The sequence below is a fragment of the Mixta tenebrionis genome, assembly GCF_006517625.1.
In the GTDB taxonomy this organism is placed as follows: Bacteria; Pseudomonadota; Gammaproteobacteria; order Enterobacterales; family Enterobacteriaceae; genus Mixta; species Mixta tenebrionis.
Window position 1 is genome coordinate 56,445 of sequence record NZ_VHQI01000002.1, and the last position, 18,076, is coordinate 74,520.

The following is an 18,076-nucleotide window of genomic DNA, read 5'->3' on the forward strand; positions in this document are numbered from 1 at the left end:
CGCAGAAGATTAATTTGCGCAGCGTTGTTTATTTTCTTTTAAATCAATGAGATTGTCTTGAATATCACGGTTTTGGATATGCTTATAGTTAGTTAGTTATTTTTACTGCGGCATTAACTTCGCCTGAGCGCATTTCCTGTCGCTACATAAATATTGCCGATGAAAGAAGGAAGGCAGTCTGACCAGAACGTTATTTTATTGACATTAATAATTTCGTTAAATTTTTTTATCTATTTGCGCTGAAGGGTTATGATATTATTTTGGCGGCTTTTAATATTTTAATTCCGCAAAGAACATTAGCAAATGGAGTTGTTACATGTCTGAGTTAAAACATCATGTAAGAATTAAAGCGGACGGCGTTAAATTCAAAAAGCGCTATCTTGCTGGATTAGTAAGTACGCTACTGATTACGGGCTATCCCCTCTCTTCCCCGGCGGCGCCATTATTTGTCGTTGACGATGAGCACGACCAAAACCTGGAGATAAACGGCGGTACTTATGATGCCGCCTTTTCCGACTGGGCCGACGCCGTTATCGTCGCCAACGGCCCAGGGAAAAAAATCAACGCAAGCGATATAACCATCAATACCAGCGATGCGGCGCTTGATAATAAAGCCGTTTCGGTAGAAAACGGCGCTACGGTCACCTTGAATAACGCCACCATCAACGGCGGCTATCTGCGCAGTTCTGGCTCCACGATTAAGCTGAATAATTCAGAAATAAATACCACTCTCGGCAGCAATGTTTTGAGCGTAAGTGACAACAGCAGCCTGACGCTCGACAACAGCAGCATTAATTTCGTAAATGATCAGTTCGGCTATGCGTTAACCACCAGCAACGGCGTTACGCTGGATATCAACAGGCTGACCACCAACGGGGCATTATATATTGCCGATGCGAAAGGTTCGCTTGATAACAGCGAGATTAACCATTCCTCCATTTTTAATGCGATGGGAGTGGATAACTCGACGCTGGCGATAACCAACAGTAACGTTGTTAATAACAATACCGACAGCGGTACGGGCTTAAACCTGACCAATAACAGTAAAGTTAATTTTCAGCACGGAACAATAAAGAGCGCGGGTAAGGCGCTGGGAATTATCGCCAGCGAATTTACCGGTAATGATTTGACCATTACTTCTGCTCAGCATCGGGCCATTGAAGCCAGCCAGCTAAGTAAACTGACGCTGAACAATTCGACCATTAACGGCACTATCGGTATATACGCCAACTCTTCGGAAGTGAACCTTACCGACGTTAATATCTTGCTGGACGCCTCGCCGACGCCGATTTCCTACGGCTGGGGATTGTGGCTGCAAAACGTGCAAAACTGTACCGGGCTGTGCGGCACAGGGACAATTACCCGCACGCGTATCGAAACTAAAGGCAACGATGCCTACGGCATGTCAGTCAGCGCCGGCGCTCAGGCAACGGCGGATGATCTGACGGTTATTACTCACGGTAATAAATCAACAGGCGTAAATCTTTCCGGTTCGGATACCAGCAAGGCAGCTTCCACGCTGACGCTGACCAACAGTAACATTACCACCTATGGCAATGAGGCTCACGGCGTGTTAGTACGCAACGGACATGATAAAAAAGTGAATCATGCCGAGCTGGACAGCGTCACTATTACCACCTCAGGCGAATATTCTGGTGCGCTGGGCATTTGGGAAGGCGCCTCGCTGAATGCCAGCAATTTAACTGTTAACAATAGCGGCATAAACAGCGATATCTTCTATATGCGCGACGGTAGCGCAGAGATGCGTAACCAGCTAACCGTTGAAAACGGCACGCTGGAAAACACCGAGGGCAACGGCATTTACGGTCACGGCTTCAGCGATATCCTGTTGAAAGATTCAACGATTACGGTCAAAGGGAAGTTGCTTAACGCCGTTACCGGCTCTGATGTCAAACTCGATCTGGATCATGTCACGGCTAAGGGTAATATTACCGCCGCTGAGGTTTCCAACGCGAATATAAAGCTGCTTAACAGCTCCAACCTGACCGGTACGGTAACCGGGGTGAACAGCTTTGATCATCAGGGCAGCGTCTGGACCGTAACCGGCGACTCTGATGTGAAAACCCTGCGCAATGCCGGTGAAATCAACTTCGCCGATACTGCAGGCTCGGCGGGGCGCACCCTGACGGTTAAAGGCGACTATGTTAGCGATGGTGGTATGCTGACCTTGCTGACGCGTTTAGGCGACGATGATTCGTTGACGGATCGTCTGGTAGTGGAAGGCAGTACCGCCGGGAAAACTAATCTGAAGATTATTAACGATGGCGGGCTGGGCGCGGAAACCAATAACGGTATTAAAGTCGTTATGGTAGGCGGCGAATCTAACGGGCTGTTTGAACTAAACAATCGCGTTGGCTACGGCGGATACGAATACCTCCTTTATAAAGGGGGCGTGACCGATAATGATGGCGACTGGTATCTGCGTTCAACCTACAAGCCGGAAGCGCCAGATCCGGAAGATCCTGTGCCGAATCCTGACCCGACGCCGAATCCAGGACCCGATCCGATACCTACCCCTAATCCGGGTCCGTCGCCGACTCCTTCACCGGATCAAATACATCTGGTTGAGCCGGAGGTTGGCGCTTATATCGGCAACCAGGCGATTGCCAACCAGATGTTTTATCTGCGGTTACGCGATCGCGCCGGCGAGTCGCTGTTCAACCAGCCGAAAGCCGTAGGTGACTTTGCCTCTACAATGTGGCTGCGTACTGAAGGCGGGCAAACCCGAAGCCGGGCCGCTGAACAGCAGTTGAAGGTAAGAACCAATGCGGCGGTAACGCAGCTGGGGGGCGATATCGTTCAATACAACAACGGAGAGAGCCTGCTGCGCGTTGGCGTGCTGGGTGGATACGGTGATGCTCACCTGAATTCACACTCTGTTTATACCGGCTATAAGGCGAAAAGCCGCGTCAAAGGTTACAGCGCGGGCCTCTACGCCACCTGGCACTCCAGTCAGGATCTGGAGCAGAACGGCATGTATGTCGATGGCTGGCTGCAGCATGGCTGGTTTGACAATGACGTGACCGGCGACGGCTACTCCACTATCAGCTACAAATCTAAAGGCTTTAGCGCCTCGCTGGAAACCGGCTACAGCCTGCGCCTGGCAGATTTCCCTACCGCCTCGTGGTTTATTCAGCCGCAGGCGCAGCTGTCCTGGTCCGGCATACATGCTGATGACGTTAATGATAAACGCGGCAGCACCATCAACAGCGGCGATCAGGATTACTGGCAGACACGCCTTGGCGTGCGCACCTGGCTGCGCGGCACCTCGCCGGTAAATCGCCAGCAGATTTTCCAGCCTTTTGTTGAGCTTAACTGGTTACACAATACGGAAGCTTATGAAGCTGATTACCACTTCGCTGCCGGCAGCCGCCGCTATACCAGCTCGACGGCGAAAGATGTCGGCGAGTTTAAAGTGGGGCTTGAAGGTAAGCTGATGGATAACCTCTCCGTCTGGGGAAATGTCGCTCACCGCTTCGATGACGATAACTACAGCTATACCGCAGGCATGCTGGGCGTTAAATATCAGTTCTGATTAGCGTCAGGGCGGGCGCCGGCTCGCCCTGAAGCACGCCTGGACATAAAAAAACCGTCAGCGTCTGGCTGACGGTTTTTCTACTGGCAGGAACGATTTTCGTCAGACTTCCAGATAGTTCATAATCCCTTCCGCCGCCTTGCGACCTTCCGCAATAGCCGTTACCACCAGATCTGAGCCGCGCACCGCATCGCCGCCCGCGAAGATTTTCGGGTTGCTGGTCTGGAACGCGTTGTCATGACCTTCAGGCGCGATAATACGTCCCTGCGCATCCAGCTCAACGCTAAATGGCTCCAGCCATTCCATCTTATGCGGACGAAAACCAAAGGCGATAATAACCGCATCCGCCGGCAAAATATGCGCGGAACCGGCGACGATCTCTGCCCGCCGCCGCCCATGCGCATCCGGCTGCCCCATCTCGGTGCGGGCAACGCTGACGCCGCAAACGCGTCCGGCGCTGTTAACCTCAATGCCCAGCGGCTGCAGGTTGAATTGAAACTCAACGCCTTCCTCACGCGCGTTTTTCACTTCCCGGCGCGAACCCGGCATATTTTCTTCGTCGCGACGATAGGCGCAGGTGACATGCGTGGCGCCCTGACGAACAGCGGTGCGTACACAGTCCATGGCGGTATCGCCGCCGCCCAGTACCACGACACGTTTGCCCTGCAGGTTGATATAGGGCCGATCGGCCAGCGATTCGAAACCCATTGTCTGACGCGTATTAGCGATCAGATATGGCAGGGCATCGTATACGCCCGGCGCCTCTTCGTTTTCCAGGCCGCCGCGCATCGACTGATAGGTGCCAACGCCAAGAAATACCGCATCGAAGTCATTAATCATGTCGCTGAGCTGAATATCCCGTCCAACCTCAGTATTCAGCTGAAATTCAATGCCCATCTCAGTGAACATCGTACGGCGACGCGTCATAACCTCTTTTTCCAGCTTAAAGGCGGGGATACCAAAGGTCAGCAGCCCGCCAATTTCTGGATGACGATCGTAAACCACCGCTTTAACGCCGTTGCGGGTTAATACATCAGCACAGGCTAGTCCGGCCGGGCCTGCGCCGATAATTGCAACGCGCTTGCCGGTAGGCTTAACGTGCGACATATCGGGACGCCAGCCCATCTCCATCGCCTTATCGTTAATATAGCGTTCGATATTGCCGATGGTGACCGCGCCGAACTCATCGTTAAGCGTACAGGAGCCTTCGCACAGGCGATCCTGCGGGCAAACGCGCCCGCACACTTCCGGCAGACTGTTGGTCTGATGGGAAAGCTCGGCGGCCTCAATAATTCTTCCTTCGTTAGCCAGCTTCAGCCAGTTGGGAATATAGTTGTGAACCGGGCATTTCCATTCGCAGTAGGGGTTACCGCACGAAAGGCAGCGATCCGCCTGCGCTTTAGCCTGGCTTTCGGAAAAAGGTTCGTAGATTTCTACAAACTCAATTTTACGGATCTTGAGCGGCTTTTTCGGCGGATCAACGCGCTGCAAGTCGATAAACTGATAGACGTTTTGACTCATGGTGACCTCTTACTGCGCCTGCACCCGCAGCTCGGCTGCGGAACGACTACGGTGCCCCAGCAACGCCTTAACGTCACTGGATTTTGGTTTGACCAGCGCAAACTTGGGCGCCCATTCCGGCCAGTTAGCCAGAATTTCTTCGCCGCGCGTCGATCCGGTATGCTGCACATGCTCGGTAATCAGGCCGCGCAGGTGCTCTTCGTGGATAGCCAAATCGTCCACGCTTAACACTTCTACCAGTTCCTGATTAACACGCTTACGGAATTCGCCATCTTCATCCAGCACGTAGGCAAAACCGCCGGTCATGCCTGCGCCGAAGTTAATGCCGGTTTTGCCCAGCACGCAAACGATGCCGCCGGTCATATATTCACAGCCGTTATCGCCGATGCCTTCAACCACGGTAATGGCGCCGGAGTTACGAACGGCGAAGCGTTCGCCCGCGCGTCCAGCGGCAAACAGTTTGCCGCCGGTGGCGCCATACAGGCAGGTATTGCCGGCGATGGTCGCTTCATGGCTGCGGAACGCCGATCCTACCGGCGGACGAATCGCCAGCAGGCCGCCGGCCATGCCTTTGCCTACGTAGTCATTGGCGTCGCCGGTCAGCGTCTGCTCAACGCCGCCCGCGTTCCAGACGCCAAAGCTCTGGCCGGCGGTGCCGCTGTAGTGAATTTTGATCGGATCGGACGCCAGCCCCTGATCGCCGTGGATCGTGGCGATCGCGCCGGAAAGCATGGCGCCGACGGAGCGATCGGTATTGCGGATATCAAACCAGAAGGTTTTGCTCTGTTTCGCTTCCACGTAGGGCATAGCCTGCTGCAGCAGCGCTTTGTTTAAATCACCGTTATCAAACGGCGGGTTGCCTTCGGTACAGTAAACCGCTTTGCCGGGCATCGGCGTGGCGGTGACCAGCAGCGAAGAGAGATCCAGGTTCTGCTGTTTAGCGGTGAAGCCATCCAGCACCGTCAACAGATCGGTACGCCCGATCAGATCCACCAGCCGCTTCACTCCCAGCTCCGCCATCAGCTCGCGCGTTTCCTGCGCGATAAACTGGAAGTAGTTGGTCACGCGATACGGCAGGCCGTGGTAGTGGTTTTTACGCAGCTTCTCATCCTGCGTAGCCACGCCGGTGGCGCAGTTATTCAGATGGCAGATGCGCAGATATTTACAGCCCAGCGCCACCATCGGGCCGGTACCGAAACCAAAGCTTTCCGCGCCTAAAATCGCCGCCTTGATGATGTCGCGTCCAGTTTTTAGCCCGCCGTCCACCTGCAAACGGATCTTATGGCGCAGGCCGTTGGCGACTAACGCCTGCTGGGTTTCCACCAGCCCCAGCTCCCACGGACAGCCGGCATATTTTACTGAGCTAAGCGGGCTGGCGCCGGTGCCGCCGTCATAGCCGGCGATAGTAATCAGATCGGCATAGGCTTTTGCTACTCCGGTAGCAATGGTGCCGACGCCCGGCTCTGAAACCAGCTTCACCGAAATCATCGCTTTTGGATTAACCTGCTTCAGATCGAAAATCAGCTGCGCCAGATCTTCAATTGAATAGATATCGTGATGCGGCGGCGGCGAGATCAGCGTGACGCCCGGCACCGAATAACGCAGCTTAGCGATGTAGGGCGTAACCTTATCGCCCGGCAGCTGTCCGCCTTCGCCCGGCTTGGCGCCCTGGGCTACTTTTATCTGAATAACGTCGGCGTTAACCAGGTAGGCTGGCGTCACGCCAAAGCGTCCGGAAGCGACCTGCTTAATACGGGAAACTTTGCTGGTGCCGTAACGCGCCGGATCTTCGCCGCCTTCGCCGGAGTTCGAGTAGCCGCCCAGGCTGTTCATCGCCTGCGCCAGCGACTCATGCGCTTCCGGGCTAAGGGCGCCGATAGACATGGCGGCGGTATCGAAGCGCTTAAACAGCTCGCTGGCGGGTTCTACCTCCTCCAGACTGACGGGCTGCGTGCCGGGTTTTATCGCCAGCAGGTCGCGCAGCGTCGCTACCGGACGTTCATTAACCTGGCGGGCATAGAGTTGATAATCGCTGTATTCACCGCTCTGTACCGCCGCTTGCAGCGTGCGCACCACGTCCGGGTTATAGGCGTGATACTCCCCGCCGTGGACATACTTCAGCAGGCCGCCCTGATCGAGCGGTTTCCGCTGCAGCCAGGCGCGCTTCGCCAGATTGACCAGATCCTGCTGGAAATCAGCAAAATTTGCGCCGCCGATCCGGCTGACCACGCCCTGAAAGCACAGGCTGGAGACGTCGCGATGCAGGCCAACCGCTTCGAACAGCTTGGAGCAACGGTAGGAGGCGATAGTCGAAATGCCCATCTTCGACATAATCTTGTACAGCCCCTTATTGATGCCGTTACGGTAGTTCAGCATCAGCGTGCGGTAATCTTTTTCAATAATGCCGCTATCGGCCATTTTCGCCAGCGATTCATAGGCGAGATAGGGATAGATCGCGGTGGCGCCGAAGCCGAGCAGCACCGCGAAATGGTGCGGATCGCGGGCGCTGGCGGTTTCGACGATGATATTAGCGTCGCAGCGCAGGTTTTTCTCTACCAGACGCGTCTGGATGGCGCCCACCATCATCGGCGCCGGAACCGGCAGACGCTGTTCGCCGATCGCGCGATCGGAGAGCACCAGCAGTACCGTGCCGTTGCGCACCATGCTTTCCGCTTTAGCGCAAAGCTCATGAATAGTTGCTTCCAGCGTTTGCTCCGCCGGATTAAACGTACAGTCGAGGGTATCGGCGCGATAATATTCGCCTTCCATCGTGGTGAGCTGACGGAAATCAGAGAAGAGCAGGATCGGCGACTTAAAGGAGACGCGATGCGCCTGGCCCTCCGCCTCGCAGAATACGTTCATTTCGCGGCCGATGCTGGTGGCCAGCGACATCACGTGATTTTCCCGCAGCGGATCGATCGGCGGGTTGGTAACCTGAGCGAACTGCTGGCGGAAATAGTCGTAAATAATACGCGGGCGGCTGGAGAGCACCGCAAACGGCGTATCATCGCCCATTGAGCCGACCGCTTCCTGGCCGTTCTCGCCCAGCACGCGAATAATCTGATCCAGCTCTTCACTGCTGTAGCCGAACTGTTTCTGATAGGTCAGCAGGGTAACGTCGTCCAGCTCGCGGCTTCCCACCTGTTCGTCAGGCAGATCCTCAAACGGCACCAGGCGCTTAACGTTTTTTTCCATCCAGGACTGATAGGGATGGCGGCTTTTCAGATCGTCATCCGTCTCGGCGGAATGCAGAATGCGGCCCGCACGGGTATCGATAACCATCAGCTCGCCAGGGCCGACGCGCCCCTTTTCCAGCACTTCGTCGGGCTGATAATCCCAGATGCCGACTTCTGAAGCGCAGGTGATCAGCTTGTCTTTGGTAATTACGTAGCGGGCCGGACGCAGGCCGTTACGATCGAGGTTACAGGCGGCGTAGCGCCCGTCAGACATAACGATGCCCGCCGGGCCGTCCCACGGCTCCATATGCATGGAGTTAAAGTCAAAGAAGGCGCGCAGCTCAGGGCCCATATCCGGGTTATTTTGCCAGGCTGGCGGCACCAACAGGCGCATGGCGCGGATCAGGTCCATGCCGCCGTTGAGGAACAGCTCCAGCATATTATCCATCGAGCTGGAGTCTGAGCCGGTTTCATTAACGAAGGGGGCGGCATCCTGTAGATCGGGAATTAGCGGCGTCTGGAACTTATAGGCGCGCGCGCGCGCCCACTGACGGTTGCCGGCGATGGTATTAATCTCGCCGTTGTGCGCCATATAGCGGAACGGCTGCGCCAGCGGCCAGCGCGGCACGGTATTGGTTGAAAAGCGCTGGTGGAACAGGCAAATCGCCGATTCCAGGCGCAGATCCGCCAGATCAAGGTAAAAGCGCGGCAGATCGGCCGGCATACACAGGCCTTTATAGATATTGACCTGGTTAGAGAAGCTGCAAATATAAAATTCTTTGTCGTCCAGCGCCTCAATACGCTTTTCAATACGGCGGCGCGCCATATAAAGACGACGCTCCATATCACGCGGACGCCAGCCCGCGGGCGCGTTGATAAAAATCTGTTCGATACGGGGCAGAGAGGAGAGGGCGATGTCGCCCAGCACGTCCTGATTGGTTGGCACATCGCGCCAGCCTACGATAGATAAGGTTTCGCGTAGTACTTCATCTTCCACGATGCGGCGGCTGGCGCGGGCTTTTTCCTCATCCTGGCTGAGGAACAGCATGCCTACGGCATAGTTCTTCGCCAGGCGCCAGCCCTGTTCTTCCGCAACAATGCGAAAAAAACGATCGGGTTTTTGCAGCAGCAGGCCGCAGCCGTCGCCGGTTTTGCCGTCGGCAAGAATTGCGCCGCGGTGCTGCATACGAGCCAGGGCGTGAATCGCAGTGCGCACTACTTTATGGCTGGGTTCGCCTTCAATATGAGCGATCAGGCCGAAACCACAGTTATCCTTTTCAAGGGATTTATCGTACAACATTTCAGTGAACCTCCCCAGGCTCTGCGGATTCCCGGCGTCAGCGGCGGGCGTAGAAAGGGCAGGCGGCTGGTTAGCGCGTCATACGCTCATCGGTCGCATTGCTCCCAGTCATTGCCTCAGGCATCGGTGACACAAGTATTGCGGACTTGTTTCGAGGGAATCTCAATTACTGCATAAATATGATGAGCGGAACGCTCATCCGAAAAGCTTCCAGCGGATTTCCAACTTATCGGGAAAGCGTAAAGAGGTCAACCAGGCCTTCTGATTGCGCTTTTTAACGCTTTAACTTACTAACTTTTTGATTTATAAAATTTTTACTCAATGTTTTATCTTGAGGGCGCAGCTGGCCTGCGCGGGATAGTGTGAGCTGTCTCACTATAGGGCAGCGGTCAAATCTCTGCACCATGCTAGTGTCGGCGCGTATTGCAGGATTAAATGCTATAAATTACGTCGGGATTATGGAATCTGACTGTTTTTCTTATAACTTTACTTTTTCGCTAAACACAGGATGATTATTAGCAAATCTAATTGAGTGGTGAATGATTAAAAACGCGCTTAATTTGAATGATTATTCTTTAGCGTTGGTAAGATGAGAGGCAGCGCAGGAGCATTTTTTAAGGAAATCGAGGCTAAACGGCGGCATCTGATTAAACAAACATACCTTCAGTCTATGCAACCTGATGAAATCGTCGCGGTTTTAACCCACCCTACGCTTGCTTGCGGCGGCATCCGACCACATACCTCAATAGCGCTCCCGCAGCGCTTGCTTTACCTTTTACCTTCCTTCTCACGGGCCTTTGCCGCCAGGCGTCGCCCGGTTTGCCTGCTTGTTCTTCTGAAGCCAGCGCCGTCGCCGCCATCTTCTCGTTTACGCTTGTCTCAACCGGTTAGCGGCAAAGTGGGGTATGATGGAAAAAGAGACCAGGAAGGAAGCTGATATGAAACAAATTCGTCTGTTGGCGCAATATTATGTCGATTTGATGGTCAAGCTGGGGCTGATTCGTTTTTCCCTGCTGCTGGCCTCCGCGTTAGTAGTGCTGGCCATGGTGGTGCAGATGGCGGTTACCATGCTGCTGCGCGGCCATGTGGAAAGTATCGATATGGTACGTTCCGTGTTTTTTGGGCTGTTAATCACTCCCTGGGCGGTTTACTTTCTCTCGGTGGTGGTAGAGCAGCTGGAGGAGTCGCGCCAGCGGCTTTCCCGGCTGGTGGATAAGCTGGAAGAGATGCGTAAGCGCGATCTTGAGCTAAACCAGCAGATGAAAGAAACCATCAGCCAGTTGAATCAGGAAATTGCCGATCGCGTTAAAGCGGAAGAGGCGCGCCTGCTGGTGGTCGATAAGCTGAAAGAGGAGATGGCGCGACGCGAACAGGCGCAAATCGAACTTGAACAGCAATCATCTTTTCTGCGATCTTTTCTGGATGCTTCGCCCGATTTGGTGTTTTACCGCAATATCGATCAGCAGTTTTCTGGCTGCAACCGGGCAATGGAGCTGTTGATCGGCAAAAGCGAAAGGCAGCTGATCGGCCTGACGCCGAAAGAAGTTTACGATGACGAAACGGCGGCGAAAGTGCTGGAAACCGATGAAAAGGTATTCCGCCATAATGTTTCGCTTACCTATGAGCAGTGGCTGCAATATCCCGACGGGCGTAAAGCCTGCTTCGAAATCCGCAAAGTCCCTTATTACGATCGCGTCGGCAAACGCAGCGGCCTGATGGGCTTTGGCCGTGATATCACCGAGCGTAAGCGCTATCAGGACGCGCTGGAAAACGCCAGCCGTGAGAAAACCACCTTTATTTCTACCATCAGCCACGAGCTGCGCACGCCGCTTAACGGCATCGTCGGGCTAAGCCGTATTTTGCTTGATACCGATTTAAATCAGGAGCAGCTGAAATATCTCAAAACGATCCACGTCTCGGCGATCACGCTGGGCAATATTTTTAATGACGTTATCGAGATGGATAAAATCGAGCGGCGCAAAGTGCAGCTTGATAATCAGCCGCTTGATTTCACCAGCTTCCTTGCCGATCTGGAAAACCTTTCCGGCCTGCTGGCGCAGCCGAAGGGGCTCAGGTTTGTGCTCCATCCGCAGCTGCCGCTGCCGCATAAAATTATCGCCGACGGCACCCGGCTACGCCAGATACTGTGGAATCTGATCGGCAATGCGGTGAAGTTTACCCGCCAGGGCGAAATTGTGGTACGAGTCAGCTACGAGGCGGAGCAGCTACGCTTCGAGGTTGAGGATTCAGGGATGGGCATTCCCTTTGATGAGCAGGACAAGATTTTCGCCATGTATTATCAGGTAAAAGATCAGCATGGCGGCAAGCCGGCAACCGGCACCGGCATCGGCCTGGCGGTTTCACGTCGCCTGGCGCAGGCGATGGGCGGCGATATCACGGTACGCAGCGCGCCGGGAGAGGGGGCGTGCTTTACGGTTACGCTGAAAGCGCCGCGCGTGGCGGGAGAGGTGGAAGATGAAATGCCGGCGGATGAGATGCCGCTGCCTGCGCTCCATGTGCTGCTGGTCGAAGATATTGAACTTAACGTAGTGGTGGCGCGTTCGGTGCTGGAAAAATTGGGCAACAGCGTGGAGGTGGCCATGACCGGCCAGGAAGCGCTTGATATGTTCGAGCCTGACGAGTTTGACCTGGTGCTGCTGGATATTCAGCTGCCGGATATGACCGGGCTGGATGTTGCGCGGGAAATCCATCAGCGCTTTAAAGACAGCGCGCTGCCGCCGCTGATCGCGCTGACCGCTAACGTATTAAAAGATAAGAAAGAGTACCTTGATGCCGGAATGGATGACGTATTGAGCAAGCCGCTGGCGGTTCCGGCGCTAACCGCCATGATTAAAAAGTTTTGGGATTATCAGGAAGCGACGACGCCAGCGATAGCGCATGAGCGCATGGATGATAAAAAGCTGGCGTTGCTCGATCTGCCGATGCTGGAGCAGTACACCGAACTGGTCGGTCCTTCGCTGATTACGCGCAGCCTCGATATGTTTGAGCAGATGATGCCGGGCTATCTGGCGGTGCTGGATTCTAATATGATGGCGCGCGATCAAAAGGGCATCGCTGAAGAAGGGCATAAAATCAAAGGCGCGGCAGGTTCGGTAGGCTTACAGCATCTGCAGCAGTTAGCGAAACAGATTCAGAGTCCCGAACTACCCGCGTGGTGGGATAATGTGCAGGAATGGATTGATGAGCTGAAGCAGGAGTGGCGACACGATGTGGAAGTGCTACGAGAGTGGGTAAAACAGCAGCCAGACGCTGGAAAAAAATGACCCCGGCTTGTGCCGGGGTGCGCGAATACTGCGCCAACACCAGGGAAAAAGGTTGCTCAGGCCATTCTTAGAAGAGTTCACTAGCGGCATAAGCATGGTATTGGGTAACGCCTGGACACACCTTAGCAAATCTCACAGAATCTGTTAAATCATTCATTAAAATTTGTGATGTTGAACAGCGTTTGCACTCATAAAACATTAATTTGGTGATACAGTCAGTCGTGTAATTAACTGAGGCCCTATATTGGCGTCAATTTGAGCTTTTGTAAAGGATTTCATTGCAAAAAAATTTGCTCATAATAAGAGTCCGTTTTACACAAAAGTTTTAGTGATTCACCATTAACTATGGAGAATGTCACTTTTGCTTAATGTCTTGTAATTAAATGTAATTAATCACCAGTCCAGAATATTGTCCTTCTCACCAACCGCCTGGTAACCGGAGGGAAGAGAGAGGCTTTAGCTGTAAAGTTATCGTAACTAAGTGAGAAACTAAAAACGATCTTGATGAAGATAAAAAGAGATGGGAAGTGAACAATGAAAGTGCAGTTTACTTGAGCTAACTTTGTCTTTTCTTTCGATTGGGCGCCGCTTTTTTATTTCATATATAAGGTTTTTGAATGTATGGCCTGTTGGGCGTTGATAATGTTGCGAGAGGTTTTATCAGGTACTCACCAATGTCACTAACCTTTGGAACCGATTCCTTTGAGATGGAAGCCATTGATGCAAGAAGAAATTAACAAAAACTAAAGTTCTGAATCATAAAAATGAGTGCAAAAAAGCGGCGTTTTGCGGCGCATTTCGCGATTTATTCGTAGCATTGAGCAAAGCGAAAATGAGAGTAATTGATAAGTGAGAAAAACAGGTAACAGTGCGAATCGTTTCGGAAAAGGTAACAAAGGCCTGCTCTCTTTTGGCAGGCGCTGGCTGCTGCGGATCTGTTTTTTGCTGGGCGGCATCTGGCTGGCCGGGATCTTATTATTCTCTTTTTTACCGGTTCCCTTCTCCGCGGTAATGGCGGAGCGCCAGATCGCCGCCTGGATCGAAGGGCGGTTTTCGTGGGTAGCGCATTCTGATTGGGTCGCCAGCGATAAGATTTCGCCATGGGTTTCGCTGGCCGTTATCGCCGCTGAAGACCAAAAGTTTCCTGAACATTGGGGATTTGACGTCGCTGCGATTGAATCGGTATTGAATAACCAGGACAAAAGGCTGCGTGGCGCCTCCACCATCTCGCAACAAACGGCGAAAAACTTATTTCTGTGGGATGGGCGCAGCTGGTTGCGTAAGGGGCTGGAGGCAGGTTTGACGCTGGCACTGGAAGGGGTATGGAGCAAAAAACGCATCCTGACGGTTTACCTGAATATCGCCGAGTTCGGCGACGGCATCTTTGGCGTTGAGGCTGCGGCGCAGCGCTATTTTCATAAGCCCGCCAGCGCTCTGACGATATCCGAAGCCGCGCTGCTGGCGGCCGTATTGCCAAACCCGCTGCGTTTTCGCGTCGATGCGCCATCGGGCTATGTTCGCCAGCGGCAGCAGTGGATCATGCGACAGATGCGCCAGTTAGGTGGAACAGGCTATATTCAACAATATCGCCTGTAAGGTTCTACTCTTCGTCAAAACCGGCGTCGAAAAGTTCAATGACCGCCGCCAGCGCCTGCTGCTCCTGCGGGCCGCTCGCTTCAATCTCAATATGGCCGCCTTTGGCCGAATCAAGCATCAGCAGGGCGATTACGCTGCTGGCTTCGGCTTCGGTGCCCGCTTCGTTACGCAGCAGCACTTCAGCATCAAAGCTCTGCACCAGCTCAAACAGTTTCATCGCCGGGCGCGCATGCATGCCCAGCTTATTTTTAATTTCAACAGTTTGCCTGACGGTCATGATTTGCGTTTTTCCAGCGTACGATGGCGGGACTGGACATTCTTGCCGCGCGAACGAAAATAGTCCGCCAGCTGTTCGGCAATGTAGACGGAGCGGTGTTTGCCGCCGGTACAGCCGATAGCGACGGTCAGATAGCTGCGGTTGTTGGTTTCCAGCATAGGCAGCCACAGTTCCAGATAGCTGCGGGTCTGATAAATAAAATTATGCACTTCGGTGTGGCGGTCGAGAAACGCCGCAACGGGGCGATCGAGACCGGTCATCGGGCGCAGTTTGGGATCCCAGTGCGGGTTCGGCAGAAAGCGCACGTCGAAAACATAATCGGCGTCGATAGGGATGCCGTGCTTATAGCCGAAGGATTCAAACACCATCGTCAGTTCGCGTTCGCGCTTGCCAAGCAGGCGGGTGCGCAGCATTTCGGCCAGCTCATGCACGGACATTTCTGAAGTATCAACGATTAGATCGGCGCGCGATCGCAGCGGCTCCAGCAGATCGTTTTCTTCATCAATGGCGCTTTCCAGCGAGAGATTTTTACTGGAGAGCGGGTGCAGACGGCGGGTGTCGCTGTAGCGGCGAATCAGGGTATTACGATCGGCATCCAGAAACAGCAGCTGCGGCGAAAAGCTGCCGGGCAGGCTGGTTAACGCTTTTTCCAGCACGTCCGGCGTTTCCGGCATATTACGCACGTCAATACTGACGGCGGCGGAGATATTGCGCTCGGATAACGAATTCGCCAGTTCGGGCAGCAGCGTTACCGGCAGGTTATCTACGCAGTAAAATCCCATATCCTCCAGCGCGCGTAGCGCGACGGATTTCCCTGAGCCTGAACGTCCGCTGACGATCATCAGCACCATTAAATTCTCTCCCCATTTATCCTGTACGCCGGCGTCTGCGCCAGCCATCCAGGCAAAAATGCAAGCTTATTAATCAGTGAGTCTCTTCCGGCGTTGCGGTGATGATTTCATACAGCTCTTCATCACTCTGCGCTGCCCGCAGGCGACGACAAACCGTTTTATCAGCCAGCCGTTTCGCCACCAGCGAAAGGGTATGCAGATGTGTTTTACATTGATCCGCCGGCACCAGCAAGGCGAATAGCAGATCGACTGGTTGATTATCAATCGCATCGAAGGCGATAGGCTGATCGAGACGGATAAAAACGCCTACCGCGCGCAGCGTATCTTCTTCCAGCTTGCCGTGCGGAATGGCGATACCGTTGCCAATGCCGGTGCTGCCCATGCGTTCGCGTGTCAGAATAGCTTCAAAAACCGTCTGGTGCGGCAGGTTGAGCTGCCTGGCAGCGAGCTCGCTGATGATTTCCAGTGCCCGCTTTTTGCTCTGGCAATGTACTCCGCTGCGGGTACAGTCGAGGTTAAGTACAGTGCTCAGTTCCAGTGAGAGTTCGTTGTTCATCATAGTTTCACTTGCGTGTTCACATTAACCGGCGCATCGCGCTACTTTACGCGTCTTACGGCGAGAAAAGCAGTAAAATTTGCCAGTGAGGCGTGAATGGAAAAACGGGGCGAAAAAATTCGCCCCCCGACATCGTTGACTGGTTAACCGACGCGTTTTTCCTTCAGCCACGTGAAGGTTAGTGTTGTTTTAATTTGTCTTTATGTTTGGTTAGCTGGCGAGACAGCTTATCGATCAGGCTGTCGATCGCCGCATACATATCCTCAGCCTCAGAAGTCGCATGCAGTTCGCCGCCGCTGATATGCAGCGTCGCCTCTGCTATCTGCTGCACTCTTTCTACCTTTAGCACAACATGGACCTGAGTTATCCGGTCGGAATATTGTTCCAGCTTGGCAAACTTATTGTTCACAAAGTCGCGTAAGGCTGAAGTGATTTCAACGTGTTGCCCGGTAATATTGAGTTGCATAGCGTCTTCCTTCTCAGTGAGTATCAAACCAGCTGTTTACGCTGATTTGATGGCGGGATAGATAAAGACTCTCGATACTTCGCGACGGTGCGGCGCGCCACCATGATGCCCTGATCGGACAGCATGGCGGTGAGCTTGCTGTCGCTCAGCGGTTTGGCGGGATTTTCCGCCGAGATGAGTTTTTTTACCAGCGCGCGGATCGCCGTTGACGACGCTTCGCCGCCGCCCTCGGTATTAACGTGGCTGGAGAAAAAATATTTCAGCTCAAAAATACCGCGTGGACTGTGCAGATATTTTTGCGTGGTAACGCGTGAAATTGTCGATTCATGCATCTCGACGGCCTGGGCAATATCCGCCAGCACCATCGGGCGCATAAACTCTTCGCCCTGCTCAAAGAAAGCCTGCTGCTGTTCAACAATGCAGCGCGTGACCTTAAGTAAGGTGTCATTGCGGCTTTCAAGGCTTTTAATCAGCCATTTGGCTTCCTGCAGGTTAGTACGAATAAACTGGCTGTCGCTATCGTTGCGCGCTGAGCTGCCCAGCGCGGCATACTGCTGATTGATTTTCAGCCGCGGCACGCTATCGCTGTTCAGCTCAACCGTCCAGCGGTTTCCCGTTTTTCGCACCAGCACATCCGGGATCACATATTCCGGTTCGTCGGTGTTGACCGACTGCCCCGGCCGCGGATCAAGCGACTGGATCAGCGCCATCGCCTCTTTCAGCACCTCTTCTTTCAGGCGGGTGACGCGCATCAGGCTGCGAAAATCGTGGTTAGCCAGCAAATCGAGATGCTCGCTGACAATCAGTCGCGCTTCTGCAAGCCATGGCGTATCGCTGGTAAACTGGGAAAGCTGCACCAGCAGGCAGTCACGCAGATCGCGAGCGCCGACGCCGACGGGATCGAAACGCTGAATACGTTTGAGCACCGCCTCAACTTCATCCAGCGCGATATCTTCATCGCCCATGCTGTCGCGAATATCTTCCAGCGTAACGGTAAGATAGCCGGTATCGTCGATAGCATCGACAATCGAGGTGGCGATAGCGCGGTCGGTATCGGTAAATGGCGTTAGCTCTACCTGCCACATCAGATAGTCCTGCAGCGACTGGGTGGTTTCACCCTGGTAAACCGGCAGCTCATCGTCGCGGTAATCGGTGCCGGTGCCGGATGGCGTACCGGCGGTATAGATTTCATCCCATGTGGCGTCAAGCGGCAACTCTTCCGGCATATCCTTCTGCTCAAGCGCCTCGCGCGTGTCGAGCGTGTCGCTCTCCGGCGCGTCGCGCGATTCAACCTCTTCATGGATATTATCGGTCTGCTCAAGCAACGGATTACTCTCCAGCGCCAGCTGAATCTCCTGTTGAAGCTCCAGCGTGGAAAGCTGCAGCAAGCGGATAGCCTGCTGCAGCTGCGGCGTCATGGCGAGCTGTTGGCTGAGCCTGAGTTGCAAACCTTGCTTCATATTCAGAATAACGATTCCCGGTAAGACACTGTT

The 18,076-nt window shown here is 53.9% G+C and carries 10 protein-coding genes; 3 read left to right on the forward strand and 7 right to left on the reverse strand.

Annotated features, from left to right (window positions below):
* Window positions 1–316: 316 nt before the first annotated feature.
* Window positions 317–3,556 (forward strand): autotransporter outer membrane beta-barrel domain-containing protein, encoded by a 3,240-nt coding sequence (locus FKM52_RS03205; RefSeq protein WP_141174763.1) that lies wholly within the window; start codon window positions 317–319, stop codon window positions 3,554–3,556.
* A gap of 102 nt (window positions 3,557–3,658) precedes the next feature.
* On the opposite strand, the gene FKM52_RS03210 is transcribed toward FKM52_RS03205, so the two are convergent.
* Window positions 3,659–5,077: a glutamate synthase small subunit gene (locus FKM52_RS03210; RefSeq protein WP_141174764.1), complete on the reverse strand. Its 1,419-nt coding sequence runs from the start codon at window positions 5,075–5,077 to the stop codon at window positions 3,659–3,661.
* A 9-nt stretch (window positions 5,078–5,086) separates the two neighbouring features.
* Window positions 5,087–9,553 (reverse strand): glutamate synthase large subunit, encoded by a 4,467-nt coding sequence (gene gltB / locus FKM52_RS03215; protein ID WP_141174765.1) that lies wholly within the window; start codon window positions 9,551–9,553, stop codon window positions 5,087–5,089.
* Window positions 9,554–10,491: 938 nt separating this feature from the next.
* On the opposite strand from gltB, the gene arcB reads away from it, so the two are divergent.
* Window positions 10,492–12,837, forward strand: a complete 2,346-nt coding sequence (arcB, locus tag FKM52_RS03220; protein WP_141174766.1) for an aerobic respiration two-component sensor histidine kinase ArcB — start codon at window positions 10,492–10,494, stop codon at window positions 12,835–12,837.
* Window positions 12,838–13,737: 900 nt separating this feature from the next.
* Window positions 13,738–14,433 (forward strand): monofunctional biosynthetic peptidoglycan transglycosylase, encoded by a 696-nt coding sequence (mtgA, locus tag FKM52_RS03225; protein ID WP_141175194.1) that lies wholly within the window; start codon window positions 13,738–13,740, stop codon window positions 14,431–14,433.
* 4 nt (window positions 14,434–14,437) lie between these two features.
* On the opposite strand, the gene npr is transcribed toward mtgA, so the two are convergent.
* The 5 genes from npr to rpoN form a co-directional block, all read right to left on the reverse strand.
* Window positions 14,438–14,710: a PTS phosphocarrier protein NPr gene (gene npr, locus FKM52_RS03230; RefSeq protein ID WP_141174767.1), complete on the reverse strand. Its 273-nt coding sequence runs from the start codon at window positions 14,708–14,710 to the stop codon at window positions 14,438–14,440.
* Entirely contained in the window at window positions 14,707–15,561 is an 855-nt protein-coding gene (gene rapZ / locus FKM52_RS03235) for an RNase adapter RapZ (RefSeq protein ID WP_141175195.1), read from the reverse strand. The genes npr and rapZ overlap by 4 nt, the downstream gene beginning before the upstream one ends.
* A gap of 73 nt (window positions 15,562–15,634) precedes the next feature.
* Entirely contained in the window at window positions 15,635–16,117 is a 483-nt protein-coding gene (gene ptsN, locus FKM52_RS03240) for a PTS IIA-like nitrogen regulatory protein PtsN (RefSeq protein WP_181407891.1), read from the reverse strand.
* A 178-nt stretch (window positions 16,118–16,295) separates the two neighbouring features.
* Entirely contained in the window at window positions 16,296–16,583 is a 288-nt protein-coding gene (gene hpf / locus FKM52_RS03245; protein WP_141174769.1) for a ribosome hibernation promoting factor, read from the reverse strand.
* 23 nt (window positions 16,584–16,606) lie between these two features.
* The gene (gene rpoN, locus FKM52_RS03250) at window positions 16,607–18,043 is read right to left on the reverse strand and encodes an RNA polymerase factor sigma-54 (protein WP_141174770.1); all 1,437 of its coding nucleotides are present in this window, start codon (window positions 18,041–18,043) and stop codon (window positions 16,607–16,609) included.
* Window positions 18,044–18,076: the final 33 nt, after the last annotated feature.